Source organism: Deltaproteobacteria bacterium, assembly GCA_019308995.1.
Classification (GTDB): domain Bacteria; phylum Desulfobacterota; class Desulfarculia; order Adiutricales; family JAFDHD01; genus JAFDHD01.
On the sequence record JAFDHD010000050.1, the window covers coordinates 1 to 23775 of the forward strand.

17 protein-coding genes are annotated in these 23775 nt (G+C 49.2%); all 17 read left to right on the plus strand.

What is annotated here, in order from left to right:
* Positions 1–389: hypothetical protein (locus tag JRI95_09820; GenBank protein MBW2061844.1), on the plus strand; the 389-nt coding region annotated here is incomplete at its 5' end.
* Positions 390–592: 203 nt separating this feature from the next.
* Positions 593–2086, plus strand: a complete 1494-nt coding sequence (locus JRI95_09825) for a hypothetical protein (GenBank protein MBW2061845.1) — start codon at positions 593–595, stop codon at positions 2084–2086.
* A gap of 706 nt (positions 2087–2792) precedes the next feature.
* Positions 2793–3998, plus strand: coding sequence for a CoA transferase (locus tag JRI95_09830; GenBank protein MBW2061846.1), 1206 nt, complete (start codon positions 2793–2795; stop codon positions 3996–3998).
* A 44-nt stretch (positions 3999–4042) separates the two neighbouring features.
* Positions 4043–6304, plus strand: coding sequence for an arylsulfatase (locus JRI95_09835; GenBank protein MBW2061847.1), 2262 nt, complete (start codon positions 4043–4045; stop codon positions 6302–6304).
* Between the two features lie 681 nt (positions 6305–6985).
* Complete coding sequence (locus tag JRI95_09840; protein MBW2061848.1) at positions 6986–7429, plus strand: transposase; 444 nt, start codon at positions 6986–6988, stop codon at positions 7427–7429.
* A gap of 148 nt (positions 7430–7577) precedes the next feature.
* Positions 7578–8252 carry a TetR/AcrR family transcriptional regulator gene (locus tag JRI95_09845; protein ID MBW2061849.1) on the plus strand — a complete coding sequence of 225 codons (675 nt, stop codon included), beginning with the start codon at positions 7578–7580 and terminating at the stop codon, positions 8250–8252.
* 276 nt (positions 8253–8528) lie between these two features.
* Positions 8529–9449: an ABC transporter permease gene (locus JRI95_09850; GenBank protein MBW2061850.1), complete on the plus strand. Its 921-nt coding sequence runs from the start codon at positions 8529–8531 to the stop codon at positions 9447–9449.
* Positions 9450–9519: 70 nt separating this feature from the next.
* Positions 9520–10371, plus strand: coding sequence for an ABC transporter permease (locus tag JRI95_09855; GenBank protein MBW2061851.1), 852 nt, complete (start codon positions 9520–9522; stop codon positions 10369–10371).
* A gap of 177 nt (positions 10372–10548) precedes the next feature.
* The gene (locus tag JRI95_09860; GenBank protein ID MBW2061852.1) at positions 10549–10809 is read left to right on the plus strand and encodes an aminotransferase class III-fold pyridoxal phosphate-dependent enzyme; all 261 of its coding nucleotides are present in this window, start codon (positions 10549–10551) and stop codon (positions 10807–10809) included.
* A gap of 48 nt (positions 10810–10857) precedes the next feature.
* On the plus strand, positions 10858–11928 hold the full coding sequence (locus JRI95_09865; protein ID MBW2061853.1) for an aspartate aminotransferase family protein: 1071 nt from the start codon (positions 10858–10860) through the stop codon (positions 11926–11928).
* A gap of 51 nt (positions 11929–11979) precedes the next feature.
* Positions 11980–13623 carry a gamma-glutamyltransferase gene (gene ggt / locus JRI95_09870; protein ID MBW2061854.1) on the plus strand — a complete coding sequence of 548 codons (1644 nt, stop codon included), beginning with the start codon at positions 11980–11982 and terminating at the stop codon, positions 13621–13623.
* Between the two features lie 211 nt (positions 13624–13834).
* Positions 13835–14953, plus strand: a complete 1119-nt coding sequence (locus JRI95_09875) for a sigma-54-dependent Fis family transcriptional regulator (protein MBW2061855.1) — start codon at positions 13835–13837, stop codon at positions 14951–14953.
* A gap of 175 nt (positions 14954–15128) precedes the next feature.
* Positions 15129–16553 carry a radical SAM protein gene (locus JRI95_09880; protein MBW2061856.1) on the plus strand — a complete coding sequence of 475 codons (1425 nt, stop codon included), beginning with the start codon at positions 15129–15131 and terminating at the stop codon, positions 16551–16553.
* A gap of 2 nt (positions 16554–16555) precedes the next feature.
* Entirely contained in the window at positions 16556–17761 is a 1206-nt protein-coding gene (locus tag JRI95_09885) for a saccharopine dehydrogenase NADP-binding domain-containing protein (protein MBW2061857.1), read from the plus strand.
* Positions 17762–17870: 109 nt separating this feature from the next.
* Complete coding sequence (locus JRI95_09890) at positions 17871–19496, plus strand: amidohydrolase family protein (GenBank protein MBW2061858.1); 1626 nt, start codon at positions 17871–17873, stop codon at positions 19494–19496.
* 344 nt (positions 19497–19840) lie between these two features.
* On the plus strand, positions 19841–21325 hold the full coding sequence (locus JRI95_09895; protein MBW2061859.1) for an FG-GAP repeat protein: 1485 nt from the start codon (positions 19841–19843) through the stop codon (positions 21323–21325).
* A gap of 6 nt (positions 21326–21331) precedes the next feature.
* The coding region (locus JRI95_09900) for a VCBS repeat-containing protein (protein MBW2061860.1) at positions 21332–23775 on the plus strand (2444 nt) is incomplete at its 3' end.

Here is a 23775-nt window from a genome sequence, read left to right on the forward strand (position 1 = left end):
AGGATCAGCACCTCCATTACGTTCACAACTTCCTGAACATCGAGCGGTACAAGATCACATCTGAGATTGAGGCGCCGACAGGTTCGTGCGCACTCGGCTTCGAGTTTGAAAAGACAGGCACGGAGAAGCTCGGCGCAGGCGGCATCGGGCGGCTGTGCCTCAACGGAAAGCTGGCTGGAGCGGGAAAGATCACCCGCACCAGCGTCGTGCGCTATCACTTGGCTGACGATGGCCTTTGCTGCGGTTATGACAGCCAAACCCCGACCTCAGAAGATTATGACTCACCATTCCGCTTTTCAGGCAAACTCAAGCGTGTGATAGTGAACGTCAATGGGGATAGTTACTCTGATCCTGAGTTAGAGTACAAAATCGCTATGGCCAAGCAGTAGGACTCCGAAAGATGGTTATACCGATTGAATAAATTCATGATATGAAATAAACACATGGAATAAAATTAAGGAAATAATTGGATATCGGAAGCGTTGCTTACTCTAGGCTGTGTCAGTCCGGTATACACTACTAACAGAGGAACCCCGTCTCCAAATAGAAGCGCCAGCAGAAAAATAAATCTTGAATTGGTGAAAGGTCTATTATGCAAGAAAACCAGATGTCTTATACAAATTGGAGGGATGACTACAAACGAAAGCTTGTCAGCGCAGAGGAAGCGCTTCGTGCGGTTAAATCAGGCGACCGTGTGTTTATCACTTTCGCCCGTGACCCTTTCCTCCTATGCCAAGCACTTGCAGAACGCTTTAACGAGCTTAAGGACGTACAGATAAATATGATGATGGCACAGACTGACCCTGGATGGCTTGAGCCAGAGCGCTCCGATGCCTTCCACGTCACGGTTGGTGTTTTCTGCGGCCCTATGGCTCGTGATTGGCTTGCCGACAATAAGTGTGATTTTCTGCCACACAGCTTTAGCATGGAAGGCAAAGTATATGAGCGACCAGATGAAGCCAGACCCTGGGACATACTTATGACAGTGGTCTCACCCCCAAATGACCTTGGTTACTGCAGTTTTGGCTATACGCTGTGGAATAAGAGGCGTCTGGCCCTTACGACCGGAACGGTGATTGCCGAGGTTGACGAAAACATGATCAGAACCTATGGGGACAACTTTATCCACGTCTCCGAAATTGACTACCTGGTTGAAAACACGCAACCCATTTTATCCGAAGATGAAATTCCATCAGCCCTATCCCATGTGGAGGATGAGATACGAAGGCAGAAAATAACCAATATTCTCCAGGCAGTTGATCCCGTTAGAAGGCTCGATTTTCTGCGCTACCTCAACGGTCTAGACGCCGATGAGATGGATGACATCGAGACGCGATTAGGAGCAGGCGAACCTACAAAGGAAGATAAAAATATCGCTGAGTATGTCTCCAGTCTGATCAAGGATGGAGATACCATTCAGATAGGTACGGGACGACCCTCTGCCCGGTTTGCCGCCATGGGTGTCTTTGATAATAAGTCAGACCTTGGTGTCCACACAGAAATTGGATTCAGGGAACTTTCCCGATTAATGAAAGAGGGTATCATCAACGGAAAGCGAAAAACGCTGCACCCCGGTAAGGTGGTGGCGACTGGTCTTGGGGGCGGCACCGATGATATGGAATTTTTCCATGACAACCCTGCTTTTGAATTGTACGACTGCCAGTACACAAACGATCCTAAAGTCATCGCTGCCAACCACAACCAGGTAGCTATCAACAACGCCCTATCTATAGACCTCACCGGACAGATCGCAGCCGAGACAACCTTTGGAACGCGTATCATTAACGGCCCAGGCGGGCAACCCGATTTTGCAATCGGGACTGCACTTTCACCGGGTGGCCGCTCTATCACCTGCCTGCCATCAACAGCGTTGAATGGAGTCGTATCACGTATCGTTCCCGTTCTTGATGAAGGCTCGGTGATTACCATATCCCGCAACTATGCGGATTACATTGTAACGGAATTTGGTATTGCTAGATTAATGGGCAAAACAATCCGTGAAAGAGCCAATGAACTGATAGGGGTTGCTCACCCTGATTTCCGCACTGAGTTACGTAAAAAGGCTAAGGATCTGTTTGGCCATTAGAGCGAGGACAAAACACAGCAATTGTAATCCTGTAAAGGGAAGAGGAGTCTTTAAGATCAGGTCTTTATTCTCCCAAAAGGGATAGGTCCATGCCTTCCTAACCCCAAAATGGATGCTCGGACTTGAGCTTTTGAATCCGAGAAACAATGTCCCTGATCAGATCTAAGTGTTTAATAATAAGCAAATCACCTTTATGAACGTAACTTGTTTAAATGATACAAAAAATCTATCGACCAGATCAAATTATCATCAACTAATTTGGAGAAGACCCATACTTTAAAAAACATTGCGCATAAATATCCAGGCCCCACCTTTGGCGCTTCAAGCAATCCTTCAAAATTGTAGATATTTCCCTTCAGAGTGTTACCCATGTTTTCAAACTACAGATGCATCAATAGAATCCTTGTGGACATCCAAACCAATATACAGTAAATTAGTCTCCATGGCCTGCCTCCTTTGTTGTGGCTCTGAGTTATGAAGTTTTTTATTTCGCCTCACAGCTTAACCCCTGTTCGCAAAGGGCAGGCCAAATACTTTCAACCATTATGTCTAATGGGCCACACCAGGATTCCTCAGAAATTTTATAGTGATTGAAATGCTTAGCACGTTTAAGATATAAGGTAATGTAAAAGCTAATGGCAGGGATTACCAAGTAATCGCCGCATAATTCAGGATTATATATGATCCTATCATCAGGGAGATTGTAATGACCGGAATACTTGATGGACTGCGAGTAATTGATATGGGTCACTTCGTGGCCGTGCCTTCATCTGGAGCATTGCTGGCCGATTGGGGCGCTGAGGTAATAAAGATCGAACCATTGGACGGTGACGCCATGCGCTATTTTCTGAACCCGCTTCTCGCGCAGATTGGTGAAACCGTAAACTGGCGTTTTGAGATCATCAACCGCGGCAAAAAAAGTATGTCCCTTAATCTAAAATCAAATGAAGGCAGGGATATACTTCTCAAACTGGCGCAGACCGCGGACGTGTTCATGACCAACTATGAACTGGACGCGGTACACCAGCTTGGCCTGGAATACGATGATCTCCGCAAAGCGAATCCCTCGATTATATACGCGTCACTCTCCGGTTACGGCAAGGACGGCCCCGATAAAAACGAACGGGGTTTCGACTTCGCCGCGGCCTGGGCTCGCACCGGGATACAGCATCTTATGGGCGAGCCTGGTTCGCCGCCGCCGTCGCAACGGGGAGGCATGATGGACCGGACCGTTGGGGCGCACATGGTGGCCGGAATTATGGCCGCTCTCTTTCATCGAGAAAAAACAGGCCAGGGGCAGGAACTCGAGTTCTCCCTCTACCATTCCGGCGTATGGACCATAGCCGCCGATATCCAGGTGGTTTTGGGCGGGCAGGACGTGGTACAGAACGATCGAAGCCAGGCCTCAAATCCGCTCTGGAATAATTACCGGGCGCGCGACGGCCGCTGGCTTCAATTGGCCATGCTCCAGTCCGATCTTTCCTGGGCGGATTTCTGCCGAGCGCTGGGCAGACCCGAACTAGAAAACGATCCCAAATTTTCAGATTTAGTCGCACGGTTTGAAAACCATGAGGAGCTGATACAAATCCTGGATGATATTTTTATGCAAAAGGACAGGACCGAGTGGGTGGAACTTCTGAAGGAGAATAATTGCATTTTCAGTCGGATTGAGACTCCAGAAGAAGTGATCAGCGATCCCCAGGCCATCATCAATGGGTTCTTTTCCGAAGTGGATCATCCTGAGGCGGGAATGGTGAAATACGTGAATACGCCGATCAAGTTTAATCAGAATCCGGCCGAGATACGATCCGCTTCCCCGGAAATGGGCCAGAATACGGAGGAACTGCTTCTGGAACTGGGGTACGGCTGGGACGATATCGAACGCCTCAAAGACCTAAAAGCAATAATTTAAGGTGTATTTTAAAATAAAGGATAATACGGGAGTGGGAGGCCGTTATGCAGCAAAAAGAAAATAAATTTGGTGGTGTCATTGGCAGGACTTACAAAGAATCGAAATCCTTTTGGCCAGAACCGGTTACAGCTCCTGAAGGCAGCCCGAATGTTGTTTTTATCATCCTCGACGACGTGGGATTCTCACAAATAGGATGTTACGGGTCTGAAATAGAGACCCCGAATATGGACCGCTTGGCCGGAAATGGACTGCTCTTCAACAATTTTCATACCACCGCGCTCTGTTCACCGACCAGGGCTTGCCTGTTGACTGGCCGCAACCATCATTCAGTCGGAACGGGCATTGTTACTGGTTTAGCCACTGGATATCCGGGTTATAACGGGCGGATGCCGCGCGAAGCGGCGACCATCGCCCAGGTGCTCAAGGAGAACGGCTATAATACTTTTGCCACAGGCAAATGGCATAATACGCCGAATGAGGAGTTGAGCGCGGCCGGTCCATACGACCACTGGCCGCTGGGCATGGGTTTCGAGCGTTTTTACGGATTCCTGGCTGGGGAAACGAATCAATGGAGTCCGGAACTGGTATACGACAATCACCGGATCGAAACTCCGGACCGTCCCGGCTATCATGTATCCGAGGACATTGTAGACAAGTCCATGGAATTTATCCTCGACCAGAAACAGGCCGAACCCGACAAGCCTGTTTTCCTCTGGATGGCCTTTGGAGCCGGCCACGCGCCGCATCACGCTCCAAAGGAATATATCGAAAAATATAAAGGTAAATTTGACAAGGGGTGGGACAAGGTCCGCGAGGAAGTCCTGATCCGGCAGAAGGAGATGGGTGTTGTCCCCCAAGACACGGAACTGGCGCCAAGCAATCCCCGCGTTAGACCCTGGGACAAGCTGTCCGATGATGAGAGGAAGTTATTCGCGCGTATGCAGGAAGTCTTCGCAGGTTTCCTGGATCACACCGACTACCAGATCGGACGATTCGTGGCTTTTCTTGAGAAGATTGGGGAACTGGATAATACCCTGATCATGCTTATTTCAGACAATGGCGCCAGCCGGGAAGGCGGGCCTTACGGGACGGTAAACGAAATCCGTTTTTTCAACCGCGTCAAGGAATCCCTCGAAGCCAATCTGGAAATGATTGACGAACTGGGTGGTCCTCTCACCTACAATCATTACCCACGCGGCTGGGCGCAAGCGGGTAATAGCCCTCTTAAACGCTTTAAGCAAAATACTCACGGCGGAGGTATTCGTGATCCTCTCATCGTACATTGGCCGAAAGGTATCAAGCATAAAGGCCAGGTCCGTCAGCAGTATCACCACGTTATAGACCTTGTTCCCACGGTTTATGAAATCATTGGGATTAATCCGCCCCATGAGTTCAATGGTATACCGCAAAAACCAATTGAGGGTATTAGCATGGCCTATACGTTTAATGATGGTGACGCGCCCACACGAAAAGAAGTGCAGTACTACGAAATGTTTGGTCATCGAGGTCTTTGGCATAACGGTTGGAAAGTGGTTACTTATCATGAATGGGGTTCCGATGGAAATTTCGACGATGACAGGTGGGAGTTGTATCATATTGATGAGGATTTTTCAGAATGTCATGACCTGGCAGAGCTGTATCCGGAAAAACTAGCGGAGATGGTAGATCTTTGGTGGCGTGAGGCGGAAAAGTACCAGGTATTGCCGCTTGATGATCGCACTAATGAACGCTTCCATATCGACAAACCCCCGCGTGATAAAGACCGGAAAGCCTTCACCTACTATCCCGATACCGCCAAGACGCCGGGGAGCGCCGCCCCGCCGATTCGTAACCGGTCCCACTACATCCAGGCCGAGGTGGATATCCCTGAAGAAGGCGCTGAGGGCGTTCTAATGGCCCACGGCGGCCGCTTTGCCGGTTATGCCTTGTATATAAAAGATAACCGGCTGGTTTATGACCATAACTATTTAGGAATCGAACATTATATCGTGTCCTCCGATACGGAAGTGCCCACCGGACCTTCTATTTTGGGTTACCAGTTCGAAAAAACAGGCGAACATCAAGGTGTCGGCCGGCTGTTCATCAATGGAGCGAAGGTTGGTGAGGGTACCATCGCCCGGACGATACCGGTGAGTTATGGGCCTGAAGGATTGGATATCGGGCGGGATTCTTTAACCCCGGTGAGTGAAGATTATACCTGCCCGTTCGAATTCACCGGAGTCTTGAAAAAGGTCGTGGTGACCGCTAACGGCGAACCTCACCTGGATCCGGAGGGAGATTTTCAGGCCGCCATGGGGGAACAATGATTCGATAATACAGATCACCATAATATTCGTAGTATCTGACGACTTGGAAAAACTCCGCTCATTTTCCGTTGAGATTGATTCCGATTAAGCAAATCAGTAGGGAGTAGATATCACGCGTTCAAGGTAGAACTTATAACTACCGGAGAGACTGTCGAAAAAGTCCAGCCACAGCATTTTTGCTGTTTTCGCATATAATAAAATCAGCTACTTGCAAACCGGAAAAAGCCCCAAAAACACGGTTTTTAGGGTTTTTCGACAGTCTCGGAGATAGTGTTTAATGGGGTTTTACTGGGACATATTTCCTGGCCATGCACGTATTGAGAACTTTCTGTTTATAATCACCTACCACAAGATATAGCCCCCTACCTCCCATCTAATTTCTGTAATACAGGTAACGTGGATCTCCCCAGACCAAAGCCGGAAGTATTGGAAAAACAGTTTGCACCACCTCCACAGGAACGAGATGCATATATTGAACATATGCTCAACATAGAAAAATACCATTTGGGCTCGTTCCCTGGCGATGCTGAATATATTCGTAAAAATATAACTAGGAGTCTGTCGGGGAACCCTTATTCGTGTCAATTTATAGTAATTAATTTCTTGTGTTAGAGATAATATTTGTTATTATTTGTTATTATGAAAAGTGAGACACATTTTAGACCCTACACGCCGGACCAGATGTTCCTTCTTCCCCCAAATATCAGGGAATGGTTACCCGAAGACGATCTGATCTACTTCATCCTTGATGTGGTTGATCAACTTGACCTCAGCGAGATTTACAACAGTTATAATGGATCAAAGGGTGGTCAGCCGCCGTATAATCCACGGATGATGACCAGCCTACTCATCTACGCTTACTGCGTTGGTATTTTCAGTTCGCGCAAAATCGAAAAGGCGACCTTTGACCGGGTTTCTTTCCGTGTCATTTGCGCCGACCAACATCCCGATCATGATACCATCGCCGATTTCCGCAAGCGCCATCTGCAGGCTCTATCCGGCTTGTTCGCTCAGGTACTTTTGATCTGCCAGGAAGTCGGCTTGGTCAAGTTGGGCCATGTTTCGCTGGACGGCATCAAGGTCAAAGCCAACGCCTCCCTGCTCAAGGCTTTCGTTCAGCCTTGAAAGAGGCCAGAGGTTTGGTGATCGAGCCTATCCTTATTTTCTGCTTGACAGGTCTTTGAGGGGTGAGTAGGATTGATCGAACGTTCGATCAATCCAAGAATTAATTATTCCCTCATTCATAGAAACTTGCATAAATCTGGAGAATTAAGTGCCGAAAAATATTAGAACTTTTTGCAAAAACTCAAATTTGATTAAAAAGCGCCGCAAAATTATAAAACAAAGAGCCTTGGACCTTTTCATAGAAAAAGGGTACTCCAAGACCACTATCCGCGATATAGCGGCTGCCTGCGGTGTGAGCGTTGGTACCTTGTACCACTATATTGGATCGAAGGAAGATATCCTGACGCTCATGAGTAATGATGCCAAGGCCTTTTTAAAAGAATTTGCTTCAAATTTTGTTGACGTCTCCCAATGCGCGACCATAACCGAAAAACTGCGACTGGCACTTGAAAAATATATACGGAACATTGATGCAAGTCAAAATACCATCGTCTTCTGGTATCAGGCAGGTAAGAATTTAGAGGCGGACGCGCTTAAAAATATTTTTTCTGTTGAAGACGTTTCTATTCAGATGATAGAGAAAATCTTGATTGAAGGATGCCAGAATGGAGAGTTCAGGATTCATAACATCCATCTGGCTGCTAATAATATCATTCTTCTATGTGACCAATGGGCCTTCAGGCGCTGGTATCTGAGAAAAAGATATACCTTAGAAGAATATATCCAGAAGCAGACGGAATACATTCTCAATTCAATATGCTGTCAGGCCGGTCAGTTTCCAAAGGCAATAAAACAGGTTTCAAATATTACAAAATCAAATTAAAGGGGGAATGACCATGAAGAACAAAGTTTATCTGAGCATATTGGTGAACGCCTTACTCTTATTGAATGATTTACGCCAGGCGTGACAGGTTGAGGCGACGGCTTAACCTCTGGTATATAAAAACTTGAACTAGTCTTAGTTTTATGTCAGCTTAACGGCTGGCTCGGTTTCGTTACCTGGGCTATCATTAAAACAGTCTCGAATACTGAAAAAAGCGAAGACGCCGTTTGGCGCCTGGGGATGCATTTTTTGGAAGGTGTAAAAAGGTAAGCCCAGATGCAGAGATATATTTTAAAGCGAATCGTGATCGCTATCCTTACGCTCATTGTGATCTCGTTTGTGATTTTCTTTGTCATGCGTCTGGGTGAGGCCGATCCAGTACTCATCATGCTGCCTCCAGATGCCAGGCCGGAAGACCGCGATCTCCTCATGGAAACCTTTGGTCTGGACAAGCCTATTCCGGTGCAGTTTCTCTACTTTCTCAAGTCTGCGGTGCGCGGAGATTTCGGGCGATCCTTTAAATATGACGAACCGGCCTTGACGCTCCTGTTGAGCCGGGTTCCCGCGACATTGGAGCTGGCTCTTGCAGCCATTTTTCTTACCTCAGTCATCGGGTTGACCATAGGGATTGTTTCCGCTGTCAAGCGCGATTCGCTTTTCGACCGATTTGGTAAAATGTTTGCCTTGGCAGGGCAGGCCATCCCCTCCTTCTGGCTGGGGATCATGCTCATGCTCCTTCTAGGCGTCATGCTCAGGCTGTTTCCCATTTCAGGTCGGGGGGGATTGGATCATTTGGTCCTGCCAGCGCTTACTTTAAGCGCCTTTAATATTGCAGCCATTACTCGTTTGAGCCGTTCGTCCATGATTGACGCCTTGAAGAGCGACTACGTCGCCATGGCACACGCTAAAGGAGTTCCCGGTCGTGCTGTTATTCTCATACATGCCTTTAAAAACGCTTCCATACCGATCCTGACTATGATGGGTCTTTTGTTTGGCTATCTTATCACCGGCGCGGTAGTTACTGAGACCATCTTTTCCTGGCCGGGCGTGGGAAGGTTGGCGCTGGAGGCCGTCTTTGCCCGGGATTACCCGGTGGTACAGGCCTTCGCTTTGTTTGCTTCTTTTGTCTTTGTAACCGCAAATCTTGTGGTTGATATCCTGTATGCCTATATTGATCCACGCATTCGTTATCAGTAAGGTGAAGAGATGCAGCTAGGGAGAATATCAATTGACTGATGTAAGCGCGGTTGCTGATAAATCTGAATTGGTGAGCGAGGAATCAGAGCAGAGAGTCAAGCAGAGAATTCCCTATTTCGGCTTGACGTTAGTCGGTTTTTTCCTCTTTATCGTCGCTTTTGGGTCATGGATCGCTCCTCACGATCCATATGAAGCAGACCTCACCAAAGCGATCCTGCCGCCATCCTGGCAGGAGGGAGGCTCGTCTGAGAACTTGCTCGGAACCGATGCCATGGGCCGGGACATCTTCAGCCGCTTGGTCTTTGGAGCGCGGATCACCCTGCTTCTGAGCCTGGCCTGCATCTCTGTCTATGGATGCATCGGTGTGATCATGGGCCTGATTTCAGGATATTTCGGTGGCAAGGTTGATATGGTTATCATGCGCCTGACCGATTTCTGGATGTCCATGCCCGGGATTGTCATGGCTATACTTCTGGTCAGCGTCATGGGCCCGGGAGTAAAAACAATAATTATAGTGGTCGGAATCCTGGGCTGGCCAGGTTATGCCAGGATCGTGCGCGGGGAGTGCCTGAGCCTGAAAGAGCGGGATTTTATCCGCCTGGCCGTGGTATCCGGGTGCAGCAATCTGCGCATTATGTTTTCCCACATCTTTCCGAACGTTATCAATACCCTTATCATCCTGGTAACACTCGATGTGGGCCAGATCATTGTTCTGACTGCTACTTTAAGTTTTCTCGGCTTGGGAACGCAGCCGCCTTCAGCAGACTGGGGTTTGATGCTGTTCGAAGGCCGGCAGTATTTCACCTATGCCTGGTGGCTGGTCACCTTCCCTGGAATAGCCATCCTGGTGGCAGTGCTTGGCTTTAATGTGACCGGAGACTGGTTAAGGGAGATACTGGACCCCAAACAGAAATTAAGGTAATTTTTTAGGTTATAGAGCTAAGTACTTATTAGAAAGCATGTTTTTTAGGTTGTTAAAAGGATTGACAGGATGGCCGCTGATTCATTCCCAACCTGGCTAAGGGGAGATATAAGCTAAGAAATCAGTGTTTTTTCTGTCAAAATATTAACCACAAACCAGGCATCTAAGGAGATTGTTATGACATCAGAAATCGAAGAAAAGTTTGGGCCAAGGAAAATGGAAGACATGTGGAGCAGGGTTTTTTCTTATCATCCGTATAAGCCGGTCTTGGATCGGGCCGAGGGGATATATCTCTATGATACCGACGGGAATCGTTATATTGATGTATCCGGAGGGCCGATTGCTGTTAATCTGGGCCATGGCGACAAGCGCATCAGCAGGGCTGTGGCTGAGCAGATGGATAAATTTTCTTTTTGCCATCCCACCTTATCCAGCTAGATTCGGGCGGAGCTATGTGAGAAGGTCAGCCAGATTGCTCCCTGGGATTTGAACACCGTTTTTCTTGTCTCAGGCGGTTCCCTGGCGGTGGAGACGGCTATCAAGCTGGCTCGTCAGTATCATGTCGAGATGGGAAACGTCCAGAAATACAAGATAATTACCTGTCATGAGAGCTATCATGGCATGACCCTGGGCGCTCTTTCCGCAGCCGGTGGTCCGGGGTCCCAAACTAAGTATATCCCCTTTATGCAGCCCTGGCCTCATGTCCATCAGCCCAGTTCCCGTCCGCCTTCAGGCATGAGCACCGAGGAGTATGCTCGCTTCTGTAACTATGAACTGGAAGAAGCTATTCATTATGCCGGTGGCGAACGGCACGTGGCGGCCTTTATGGCCACGCCCGTCAGTGCAGGGGAGGATTACGGGTTTGCGGCCCCCAAAGAGTACTGGGAAAGCGTCAGAGAGATTTGCGACCGATACAACGTTCTTTTCATCGCTGATGAGGTCGTGACTGGGTTCGGCCGCACCGGAAAGTGGTTTTGTATGGAGCACTTTGGTGTAAAGCCCGATATCATGATCACGGGCAAGGGGATCTCCAGCCTCTATGCCCCGCTCGGGGCGGTGGTCCTCAGCGATAAGGTCAATGAACCCTTTGCCAAAGGCGCGGCTTTTGTGCATGGCTTCACCAACCAGGGCCATCCTGTCGCCTGTGCCGTGGGTAAGACCGTTATTGACATTATCGAGGAAGACGGGCTGATAGAGAATTGTGCTGAAGTGGGTTCCTACCTCCATTCTCAGGCAGATCGGTTGCTTAAGCATCCTACCATCGCCGAGAAGCGCGGTAAAGGACTGCTTATGCCCGTTGAGCTGGTCATGAACAAGGAGACCATGGAGTTCTTTCCCATGGGCGCTGAAGCTGAACGCAAATTCCAGATGATCGGTTTGAAGAATGGTCTGGTCTTTTATGCCACTCTTTACGGGCCGCGAAGGCCGGTCTATCACCAACGAGGTCTTCCCCTCTTTATCTATACTCCCATATGCATCACCAGCGAGCAGGTTGATGACATGCTGGATCGTTTCGATACAACGTTGACTGAATTTGAAAAAGAAATGGGAGTCTAAGCTGGGGTATAAGACCGAAGAACGGGCAAATAAACCGCAAGGGATGGCGCCATGAGTTCTAATCTTGAACAGGAAGTTCAAGCACTTGAAAAGCGGGGAATTCGAGCCAATCCGTACCGTGCCGGCCGGACCATGACCATGAGCCGGCATGGGATCGTGGCCTCATCTCATATGCTGGCCTCACAAGCCGGTCTGGATATGCTGCGAAGCGGCGGCCGCGCCATGGATGCGGCCGTCGCCACCGCTGCTACACTGGCCGTGGTTGAACCGATGATGACCGGTTTAGGTGGTGACGTTTTTTTTCTCTATTATGAGGCCGCGACCGGAAAGGTACACGGTCTCAATGGGAGTGGTCGGTCGCCGCAAGGTCTGTCTCGGGATTACTTTCATTCAAAAGAAAAGGAAAGGATTGATTTTAATTCCTGGGAAGCCGTTACCGTCCCGGGGGCAGTGGACGCCTGGGCGGCAGGGCTCTCTAGATTTGGTTCTAAATCCATGGCCGAGGTGCTGGCTCCGGCGATCAGTTATGCTGAAAAAGGGTTTCCGCTTACAGAGATCGTCGGCCTTGTCTGGAGGTCTCTTGCCAGTTCCCTAGAAGATGATCCCTGGGCTAAACGAACTTATCTGGTTAATGGAAAAGCCCCGGCTGTCGGAAGTGTATTTAAAAATCCAAATTTGGCTGCATCACTCAAACAGATTGCCTCAAATGGGCCGGATGCCTTTTACCGGGGACCGATTGCCGATGAGATCGTCCGATATGCCAAGGAGTCAGGTGGATTTTTCACCATGGAAGACTTTACCGAGCACGCCTCGGCCTGGGTCGAACCAATCAGCTTAAGTTATCGCGGTTATGACGTTTTTCAGATACCTCCGAACGGACAAGGCATCGGCGTTCTCCTCATGCTTGGTATCCTGGAAGGTTTTGATATTGATTTCATGCAGCACAACTCGCCTGAATATCTGCATCTGCTCATCGAGGCCAAGAAGCTGGCCTATGCGGACCTTGTTCAGTGGGTCGCTGACCCTGAGAAAAACACGCTCCCGGTGGGAGGCCTGCTTTCCAAGGAGTATCTAGCTTCACGCCGGGATTTAATTGACCCTCAGAAGGCGGCTGTAGCGGCAGAACCGGGTCTGCCATCAGGCTCCGACACGGTCTACCTCACAGCCATTGACAAAGAAGGCAACGCTGCTTCGTTTATTAACTCTATCTTCCACCCCTTTGGCGCCAAGATTGTCGGTGGCGAAACAGGGATCCTCCTTCAAAACCGGGGCGCAGGGTTTACACTGGAGTCCGGTCATCTGAATGAGTATGCCCCTCAGAAACGCCCCTTTCACACCATTATCCCTGGCATGGTGCTTAAAGACGGCAGGCTTTACCTTTCATACGGCCTCATGGGCGGCCCGATGCAGCCTCAGGGTCATGTCCAGTTTCTCATGAGTCACCTTGATTTCGGCCTCACGATCCAGGAGGCGATTGATGTCCCCCGCTTCAATCACCTCAGTGGTCTTGAGGTCAGACTCGAACATGGCACACCACTTAAGACCATGGAAGAATTGGAAAAAATGGGGCACAAGATCATTCCCAGCCCTGGAACTTTTTTCGGCGGCGCTCAGGCCATCCTCGTTGATCCATCTACAGGCACCTTTTTCGGGGGCTCTGATCCTCGAAAGGACGGGGCTGCTTTAGGTTATTAAGCCATTAGCCCTGTAATCAACACCCCTTAGCTCTTTATCGGCTTTAGATTTTTTTTAAGCGATACTCGAAAAAAGCTAAAGTTATACTTAAGATTTGCCGATAAGACAGGCAGAAGTTTTGTCGACTGATGTATGCCGGTGCTGATCCGGTCATGATCTTAACCACCGCCTTCTCTATCATAAAAATCGCAAAAGAGTTATGAAACAAGGGTTGTCTGACCAGAGCTCCAGGCCTTTTCTCGAAGATGAGGCTCAGCTCGTTCTGGAAAGTGCCTCAAGGTCTAATAAAGTCAAGATCGAGAATCATAAGCTCAAGAGGCCGATTCCGAGGAAATACGACTTTTCCAATTTTATCGGTCGTTCCTCTTCCATGCAGAGAATTTTCGAAATCATCGCCAAGGTTGCCGCGATCAAGATCACCGTCCTTATCTCCGGGCCAAGCGGGACTGGCAAGGAAATGGTGGCCAGGTCCATCCATTTAAATAGCCCTCGCCGGGATAGACCTTTTATAGCCATCAATTGCGGGGCTGTTCCGGGCAGCTTGCTGGAAAGCGAGTTTTTTGGTCATGCCAAAGGAGCTTTCTCAGGCGCGTACCGCGTTAAAAAGGGTCTGTTTGAAGAGGCCGATAAAGGGACTCTTTTTTTAGATGAAGTCAGCGAACTGCCTTTAGATTTGCAGGTCAAGATCCTTCGGGTCATTCAGGAAGAGGAGATTCGCCGGCTGGGGGAGGGCGCTGTCCGTAAACTGGACTTCCGAATCATCGCCGCGACAAATAAACCGCTCGAAGCCGAAGTCCGGGCAGATCGCTTCCGGGAAGACCTTTTCTATCGCCTTAACGTTATCCACCTCACCCTGCCGCCTTTGCGGGAAAGAATCGAGGATATCCCTCTTTTGGCCCAGCATTTTTTGGACCGGACCACTACCCGAATTAAACTGGGATTTAAGAAGCTGTCTGCTGAGGCCATCGAGGCCCTGACTCATTATCATTGGCCAGGCAACGTGCGCGAGCTGATCAATGTGATCGAGCAGGCGGCAATCATGTCTGAGGGGCCGATCATTACGCTGGCTGACCTGCCTCTTGGCCCAGCCCCGGCTTCGGAGAGTGGGATCGTTGTGGCCATTCCTGAAGACCGCCGCGATCTTAAAACCACCCTTAAAAAAGTGACGGCGCTGACTGAACGGATCCTCATCCAACGCATCCTTGAGCAGACCGGTCAAAACCGAACTCGAGCCGCTAAACGTCTGGGTATCAGCCGCCGGGCTCTTATATCTAAGCTTCAACTCTACGATCTGGCGTCTGCCTCACCCAACAGAAAGAAATCGGAATGAGCTGCAGGAAGGGCATTGGCATATTTAGCCATTAAACAATAATATTTACTTGTCTTTTTCCTGATAAATCAAAGCGCTCCTTATTTCCGCTTTGACATTGATGACTTATTTGATAAACTAACAATCAATTACGGATTTGTACCTGTCGCATTTGAATTGCAATCTCTTTATCCTAATGATTGATTTATCAAATTATACTGCCGAACATAGATTGGAACTAGAAGCGCTTCTTAATTCTGATCCATGGCAAGAAATATTTAAATCCAACCTGGTTGAGGAAGTCAAAGCTGAAAGAATCGAGCCTGGTAATATAAGGGACTTTATTGATACGGTGGTTAACCAGCTTCTTGACTTTAATTATAGAAAAGTTAAGAAATTAATCAATCATGGCTGTCAGGATAAAGATCATTTATTTACTGAAATATCAAGGTGGCCTGAAAACCTGGAAGGTAAGGATCCCAAGATATCTTTTCTGGGACTGAATGTAACTGCCGGGTGTAATTTTGATCCGGCGTGTCTTTATTGCAATCAGCCTGATACGCCGTCATTAGTGGATCGAGACGGATGGAAGAGAATTGTTGAAGAGGTCACAGTAAATAACAATGGAGAAGGACCTTATCTCTATATTACCGGTGGAGAACCTTTAACATTGGGCGAGGATCTATGGGGTGATAATGGTATAGTCCGGTTTGCATCACAGCGAGGGGCAGGGGTTAATGTCAATACAAATGCCGTTATGTTAACCCCGGAGGTAGCTTTAAGGTTTATTAAGGCTGGCCTGGCAAAGCTGCATATCTCATTGGATAGTTCTGTAAAAGATGTGCAAAATTCTTTACTCAATGGAGATTATTTCAATCAAATATTAGAAGGCATTTATAACGTTCAATTAGCGCGCGATATTATTGGAGTTTCCTATCCTGTTATCCACACGAATTGTGTGCTCACGAATCGAAACCTGGACTTGTTCCCCGATTTATTTACATTCATTTTAGAGAAACATAAGCAGACCGCCGATGAGGACGATTCCTTTTTTAATGATTTATTCCCTCATGTCATTCCGGTTGGAGGCGGCAGTAATGATTGCTTAAGGCCTTCGGAAAAGGAGTTTAAAAGATTTTATGACGTCATATGGCCGCAAGTTATTCAAATGTGGGATAGTTATCAAGGAGAACTTGGAGTTCCCAAGGGGAAGAGAGGAGTCTTATTTGGCTACTTTTCAAATCCATACTTAAGGGTAGAGCATAAAGGTGGGCTGAATGCTTATGTCAAGGCCTCTGCCAGAGGCTTTTACGGGAAATTAGCGCTTCCAAGATATTGTTATGTCGCTCCGACGCAAGCCAGCTTCACGCCTGATGGATATCAATATCGGTGCGGCTCTCATGCGATTCGTCGTATTTTACCTGCAGGTAATATAAAAGACAGGGGGGTTTTCGCTAGCATTAGGGCGGAAATATTTGATCATGATAAACTGCCTCAAGAAGAATATTGCTATGGCTGCGCCTTGGCAACATTATACATAAACCAGTATGTTGAATTAAAATTAAAAGAAACATTAAATGCTGAGCTGACAAGGCAACATAATTTAACTAAAAGGAGATAAAGATGCCTGATCAAAGAATGAAGGTTGTGGCTTTAGGCGGCTGCGGCGGTATGGGTCGCTATGCCGTCCGCACCGTTTTGAACTTTGACTTTGTGGATAAACTAGTAATTGCAGATCAAGATGGAGAAAGGGCTCGCCAGTTCGCCCAGGAGTGCGGGCCCAAGGCAAGCGCAGCTGAAGTTGACGTTGAGGATTCAGCCAAGCTGGTGGCCCTGCTTTCCGAGGCCGACGTTGTCCTGGCCACGGTGGGCCCCTATTTTCGGCTGGGCCTTCCCGTCTTACGGGCGGCTATTGAGACCGGTTGTGATTATTTCGACATAAATGACGATTGGGAGTCAACCTTAGATATGCTAAACCTGGATGAAGAGGCTCGCCGGGCCGGGGTTACGGCTATCATTGGGATGGGCGCCAGCCCGGGCCTCTCGAATATGCTTGCAATGAAAGCCATGAGCCTGCTCGATTCTGTGGAAGACCTGATTACAGGCTGGGGACTTGCTGAAGGCGAAGTAGAGAGTGAGCAGCAGAGAGAAAGACCCGAACCCGGCGAACGACGTACGGGTGGATTCAGTGCGGCTGTTGAGCATTGGGTGCATCAATGCTCGGGCACGATTCGTGTTTTTCGTGGCGGAGAGTTCGTTGATGTTGCCCCCATTGAAGAGATAAAGATTGACTATCCAGGCATCGGCCTGGGCACAGCCCACACGGTCGGCCATCCGGAGCCGATCACGCTGCCGCGCCTTCGGCCGGAGCTTCGTAACAGCTGCAATGTCATGGTTATGCCGCCTGGCATTATTGAGGCCATGCGTCAGTTAACAGCCGAGGTGGACGCCGGTCGAATGACCGTGCGCCAGGCGGCGGAGGCATTGATGAACCCATCTGAAGAGCAGCGAGGCTCTGTGGCGCCCGGACCGAGTGATGAACCTCGTCTGCCCGAATTTTTCGCCTATGCAAGCGGTCTCAAAAACGGCCAGCCAGCCAGGGTGGGTGTGACCATTTCTTCTGGCATAGCCGGTGGAATGGGAGGAATGACTGGCGTGCCCATGGCCACAGGCCTGGCCGTGTTCGCACGCGGACAGATCACCGGAAAGGGCGTTTTCGCCCCTGAAGACGTTTTTGACTCGGACGCTTTTTATGACGAAATCGCGCCCCTCTGCACTCCGAAACGGGCTAACGCCAAGGAGATGCTAATTATCAATACCTCATTTTAAACCCGTGTAAGGGAACACTGATAATTTTATTATTACCTCTTTCCTAAATAAGACGGAATAGTCTGCTCGGCCTGGTAAGGAGAAGACTTGATATCCCGGAGGCCTCAAAATGGCAAATGACGTGCTGATAAAGAATGGAATGGTTATGGACGGTACAGGTGGTGCGGCCTTCAGAGCCGACGTTATCATCCAAGAAGATCATATTAAGGATCTAGGCCTCTTTCCAGAGGCTCGAGCCTTAAAAGAAATTGACGCCAAGGGGCTGATTGTCGCCCCTGGATTCATAGACGTGCATACGCATCTGGATTTTTTCTTTCCTTCGAAACGTCACGCTGAAGTTCTGAAAAGCTGGGTCTATCAGGGGGTCACGACCATTGTCGCCGGCTGCTGCGGCTTTAGCCCGGCGCCTATTAATCATGATTATGAAGACATACTGAGCACGTATTGGAATTTTGCTTTACCCCATGACGGCCTGACATATGAATGGACCACCATGGATGAATATCTGGATTTCCTTCAGAGAAACGGGCAGGCCTTTAACGTGGCCATCCTGACCGGGTACAACACCCTGCGTACCAATGCCATGGGGTTTCAGGCGCGTTTTGCCAACGTGGCAGAAATCGCCGAAATGAAAAGAATGCTTAAGGAGTCTCTGGAGGCTGGCTCAATCGGCCTCTCCATGGGACTGTTTTACTGTCCGGCCATTTTTTCTAATACCGATGAAATTATGGACGTGTCGTCAGTGCTGTCTGAATTTGGCGCACCGCTGGTGCCCCATACCCGGGGCCTGACGGTGACTTATGACAAGGCGGTTGAGGAAGTCATCGGCATTGCAGAGAAGTATCATATACCCCTGCAGATTTCTCATCATGCCGGTGGGGCTGGCGAGGTCAGGGTCCGGGCCGTTAAAGCCGTTCAGGAGGCCATGGATCGGGGTGTGGAGATCGGTCATGATAACATCCCCTGGGCAAATGGGCCCACCACCATACTTGCCTTGCTTCCCCCCTGGCTTTTTAATGGAGGAGTGGATAAGGCGCTCGAACGATTGAAAGACCCTGATGTTCGTAAACAGGTGGTTGAGGAACTTAAGAACTTTATTCCCCAGTGGCCTACCTGGGAAAATAACTACTGGACTGATAAATTTTTTAGTTTCGCAAATTTAATAAGTGGCTTCAGAAAAGAAAAGAATCGAAAATTCGAAGGCAGGAATCTGACAGAGATTGCCCGAGAACTCAACAAAGACGGCTATGAGGCCGCCTTTGACCTCATCATTGAAGAACAGGGAAAACTCTTCATCATCGGAGGCGTATTTGATAACTCTGTCGGTGACGAACACATGGCCCCCATGCTGGCCGATCCGAATTGCGCTATCATGACGGATATCGTCGGTGCTGATTACAGGCCGAACAATCCTGTCGCTTATGGCGCTTTTACCAAGGTTTTAGGCCTTTTCGCCCGCGATAAAGACGTCATGTCCCAGGAGGAAGCGGTCCGCAAGATGACCTCTCTTCCGGCCAGGCAGATGCAGCTCAAAGATCGAGGTATATTAAAAAAGGGCGCCTTTGCCGATGTGACAGTCTTTAACCCTCAGACAGTCAATAACCGCGCTTCTTTTGCCAATCCTTACCAATTCTCTGAAGGAATCGAGTACGTCCTTATCAATGGCAGGATAGTACTTGAAAAAGGAGATTATCACGCCGATGCATGGGCGGGGAAGGTATTAAGAAGGCAGTAAAATATATGACTTTGCTTATATTTAGCATGCCTCTTTATTGGACAGACGAATGATGAGAGTTAAACCGCGCTGAAGCGAAAAACTAAAATAATAGCGCCTTCTCACTTTTCATGTGTCTTAACTTAATAAAACATTTTCGTTATTATAATACTCAATATAAATCAAATATGATAACCATTGCATTCTGTTTATGATTTTGGTAGGCTAGCCTGAAATGAATCAGATCTAATAGGTTTTTAAAGCGCTTTCCCTTCGAAGGGCGTGGTCTAAAGTACTTAGGCCTTAGCGTTGCCAAAGGGAGGATCTTTTCAGTTAAAGCTGGAATGACAAAGGAGCAAGGGGCTATGAGATCAAAAAAGTGGATGACCGGATTATTAGCGGCAGTCTTTCTTTTTTCTTTCATCGCAATAAGCTATGGCTTTAATTTAGACCAAGGCATTATTGTTCCGAAAAAAGCAGAAGATAAAGCTTCAGAATCTGCGCGCCAGAAACCAGCAAGTTCAAAAGACAGAGTGTCTCTTTCTGTTGATTCCCTGAAAAAGTCTGATTGGTGGGCCACGGTTCAAAAGAAAATCATGGCAGAGGAGTATCACGTCACCTATCAGAAAAACCCTTATCTGCCTGAAATTAAAGGCGCCTACCAGGCCCCCAACCGAGCTCAGAACCTGCGCACCTACTTTACTTCCAAAGGCATCCGGGTCATGCGCCGCACAGAGAGAGAACCTGATTGGAACGCCGGTCTTTCCCTAATCAGCATCGCTAAAGGGGAACGGACGATATTCCTGCCAAAGGATAAAAGCCCGACAGTACGCGGCCCCCGTATTGAATACATTCGCGGCAGCGTGGTGGAGTGGTATGAAAACCGGCCTCAAGGCCTGGAACAGGGCTTTACCATAAATGAAAAGATAAAAGGCAAGGGTTTCCTGAAATTGAGCCTTGATATCACTGGAAATGTGAAACCTGTCCTTTCCAAAGATGGGCAGGCCATAGATTTTCTCACCTCCTCAAATGCCAAAGTGCTGAGATACAGTCATCTCAAGGTCTTTGACGCGAAGAATAAGACCTTACCCAGTCATTTTGAACTGGCAGGCAACCGTTTACATATCGTGGTTGATGATCGTAGTGCCACTTATCCCATTATTGTTGATCCCCTCATTACTTCTATCGCTGACTGGTCCTATGAAAGTGATCTGGCCAGCGCTCAGTTCGGTTTTTCCGTATCAGTGGCCGGTGATGTCAATGGCGACGGATATAGCGACGTTATTGTCGGAGCGCCTTATTATGGAACCGACGGCCGGGCCTTTGTATTTCATGGCTCAGCTACGGGTCTTTCCTCCACCCCGGACTGGTTCAAGGACGGGGAAGATGTGGGCGTTCTTGCTAGTAATTTTGGCTATTCCGTTGCCAGCGCTGGGGAGGTGAATGACGATAGTATTAGCGATGTCATTATCGGCGCGCCTGGTTATGATAATGGCCGCGGCAAGGCTTACGTGTTTCACGGTTCAGGGACTGGCCTATCCGCAACGGCCGACTGGACGGCAGTCGGAGGCGAAATAAATGATAATTTTGGCAATTCTGTCTCTTGTGCCGGTGATGTAAATGGTGATGGATACAGTGACGTCATAGTGGGAGCGTATGATTATAATAACGGCCGGGCTTACGTGTTTCATGGCAGTTCCTCAAGCGGTCTTTCTACCTCCCCGGACAGCACGGTATATACTGAGGGCACTAATGCCGATCTTGGCTATTCTGTGTCCACGGCCGGAGACGTGAATGGCGACGGTTACAGTGATGTCATTATCGGGGCGCCGCGGTACTTGAATGGCTGAGCCTTTGTGTTTCACGGCTCAAGTACAGGACTGCCCGCCGGGCCCATTGCCGCTGAAACCAGTGCAGATACTATACTAAACACCGGCGATAGTCCGGACGATTTCGGCTGGTCAGTGTCCACGGCCGGTGATGTGAATGGTGATGGGTACACTGATGTCATTGTCGGCATGCCGAATTCTATGAACGGCGATGCCCATGTGTATTTGGGGTCAGATGGGGGATTAAGCGAAAGCAGTGTCTGGTCCAAATCCGGCAGCGGCGGTGAGTTTGGTTATTCCGTATCCACGGCTGGAGACGTAAACGGGGACGGGTACGCCGATGTCCTTGTCGGGGAACGCTATTATAGCGATGGCAAGGGCAGAATGTACCTGTACCTCGGCTCTCCTTCAGGGATAAACCTTTTAAAAACCGGAGAAGGTTACGATTATGGCGACGAATTGGGTATCTCCGTATCCACGGCCGGTGATGTCAATGGTGACGGTTATAGCGACATCATAATCGGGGCGAATCGCTATACCAACGGCCAGAGTGATGAAGGCGCGGCCTATGTGATTTACGGCTCGCCGTCAGGACTTGCTTCTTCTCCCGACTGGGTAGTAAGCGGCTCACAATCCGGAGAAGAGCTCGGAGTTTCTGTATCTTATGCTGGCGACGTTAATGGCGATGGCTTTAGCGATGTCATCGTCGGGGCGCAATATTATGACGGCGGCCAGAGCAATGAAGGCCGGGCTCTGGTCTTTCATGGTTCTTCCACCGGCCCTTCCACCACCGCGGACTGGGAGGTAGATAGCGATTTTGGCGATGCCTGGTTTGGTTACTCCGTTAGCACGGCTGGTGATGTGAATGGCGATGGTTATAGTGATGTCATTGTTGGGGCTTATCACTATGCTAATCCTGACTCATACGAGGGAGCGGCCTTTGTCTATCACGGTTCAGCATCCGGCCTGTCAACCACGCCTGACTGGCAGGTTGAAGGTAACCAGGTCAATGCCTATTATGGAATCTCTGTTAGCACGGCGGGCGATGTGAATGGCGATGGATTTAGCGACATCATTGTAGGCGCGCAGGGTTACACGAACGGTGAGTCCTCTGAGGGTATGGCCTTTGTTTACCACGGTTCAGCATCGGGCCTGTTAACCACGCCTGACTGGACTGCGGAAAGCAATCAAGCCGATGCCTATTTTGGCTCTTCCGTTTCTACGGCTGGCGATGTGGATGGTGACGGCTTTAGCGATGTCATTATCGGGGCCATTGCTTATGGCACCGACGGCCGGGCTTTTGTCTATCATGGCTCGTCAGGGGGCCTGTCCACAATTGCTGATTGGACCAAGGACGGTGAAGGCAGTGTCAGTATTTATGACCGTTTTGGCTATTCCGTGTCCACAGCGGGTGATGTGAATGGGGACGGTTTCAGTGATGTCATCGTGGGAGCTCCTTTGTATAGCAACAGCGCTGGTCGTGCTTATGTCTTTCACGGTTCCGGAACCGGTCTTTCGACATCTGTCAATTGGACTTTAGATGGTTACCAAATGAATACCCTCATGGGACTCTCCGTATCCACGGCGGGTGATGTGAATGGGGACGGATACAGCGATGTCATCGTGGGAGCGCCGGGTTTGGACACTGAAGGCACTGATGCGGGTGAGGCCTATGTATTTCACGGATCTGCTTCAGGGCTTTCCGGCGCGCCCAATGCCGTAGCCGGTGACGCGGACTGGAGTGATGGAGATTATCAAGGCGGCGCTGGTTATGGAAATTCGGTATCCACGGCCGGTGATGTAAATGGTGACGGGTATAGCGATATTATTGTTGGGTCTAAAGATTATGTTGTAACCACGCTTGATGAAGGTCGTGCCTATCTTTACTATGGTAATAATGGAGACGGCCTGGATAGAAAGCCCAGGCAGTTTCAGACCGATGGCGCTACTCGCATAGATCATCTGGGTGTATCCGATTCTATTAACTCTTTTAAGGCTTCAGCTCTTGGCCGGTCCCCCATGGGCCGGAGTTCAGTCGCCCTTGAACTGGAGGTGAAGTCCCTGGGAACAGCTTTTGACGGAACAGGCACGACCACTTCGACCATGCAAGACTCAGGCTTAACAGGCTATGAATTTATTGAGGACGCAACCGGATTATCCAGCTATACACCCTACCACTGGCGGGCGCGTATCAGATACTCCATCGGAGATCCCATGGGTCAGGCGGCTGGCCCCTGGTTCAGTCCATTTCCTAATGGCTGGGAGGAAGCGGATCTCAGGACAGATTATTATACCCTGACCATTGATATCACTCCGGTGGGGGGCGGCGAGGTGGTCAGTTCAGACGGCGGGATAGACTGCCCGGGCGACTGCGCCGAGAATTACGCCTCTGGCGCGAACGTGACCCTCACGGCCCAGAATCCTGCTGTGGGTTATGAATTCAACCAGTGGTCAGGGGATCTGACCGGTTC

Bases quoted from the DNA above. Each gene is read 5' to 3' on its own strand.
- JRI95_09825 (MBW2061845.1), top strand. From the start codon at position 593: ATGCAAGAAAACCAGATGTCTTATACAAATTGGAGGGATGACTACAAA.
- JRI95_09830 (MBW2061846.1), top strand. From the start codon at position 2,793: ATGACCGGAATACTTGATGGACTGCGAGTAATTGATATGGGTCACTTC.
- JRI95_09835 (MBW2061847.1), top strand. From the start codon at position 4,043: ATGCAGCAAAAAGAAAATAAATTTGGTGGTGTCATTGGCAGGACTTAC.
- JRI95_09840 (MBW2061848.1), top strand. From the start codon at position 6,986: ATGTTCCTTCTTCCCCCAAATATCAGGGAATGGTTACCCGAAGACGAT.
- JRI95_09850 (MBW2061850.1), top strand. From the start codon at position 8,529: ATGCAGAGATATATTTTAAAGCGAATCGTGATCGCTATCCTTACGCTC.
- JRI95_09860 (MBW2061852.1), top strand. From the start codon at position 10,549: ATGACATCAGAAATCGAAGAAAAGTTTGGGCCAAGGAAAATGGAAGAC.
- ggt (MBW2061854.1), top strand. From the start codon at position 11,980: ATGAGTTCTAATCTTGAACAGGAAGTTCAAGCACTTGAAAAGCGGGGA.
- JRI95_09880 (MBW2061856.1), top strand. From the start codon at position 15,129: ATGATTGATTTATCAAATTATACTGCCGAACATAGATTGGAACTAGAA.
- JRI95_09885 (MBW2061857.1), top strand. From the start codon at position 16,556: ATGCCTGATCAAAGAATGAAGGTTGTGGCTTTAGGCGGCTGCGGCGGT.
- JRI95_09890 (MBW2061858.1), top strand. From the start codon at position 17,871: ATGGCAAATGACGTGCTGATAAAGAATGGAATGGTTATGGACGGTACA.
- JRI95_09895 (MBW2061859.1), top strand. From the start codon at position 19,841: ATGAGATCAAAAAAGTGGATGACCGGATTATTAGCGGCAGTCTTTCTT.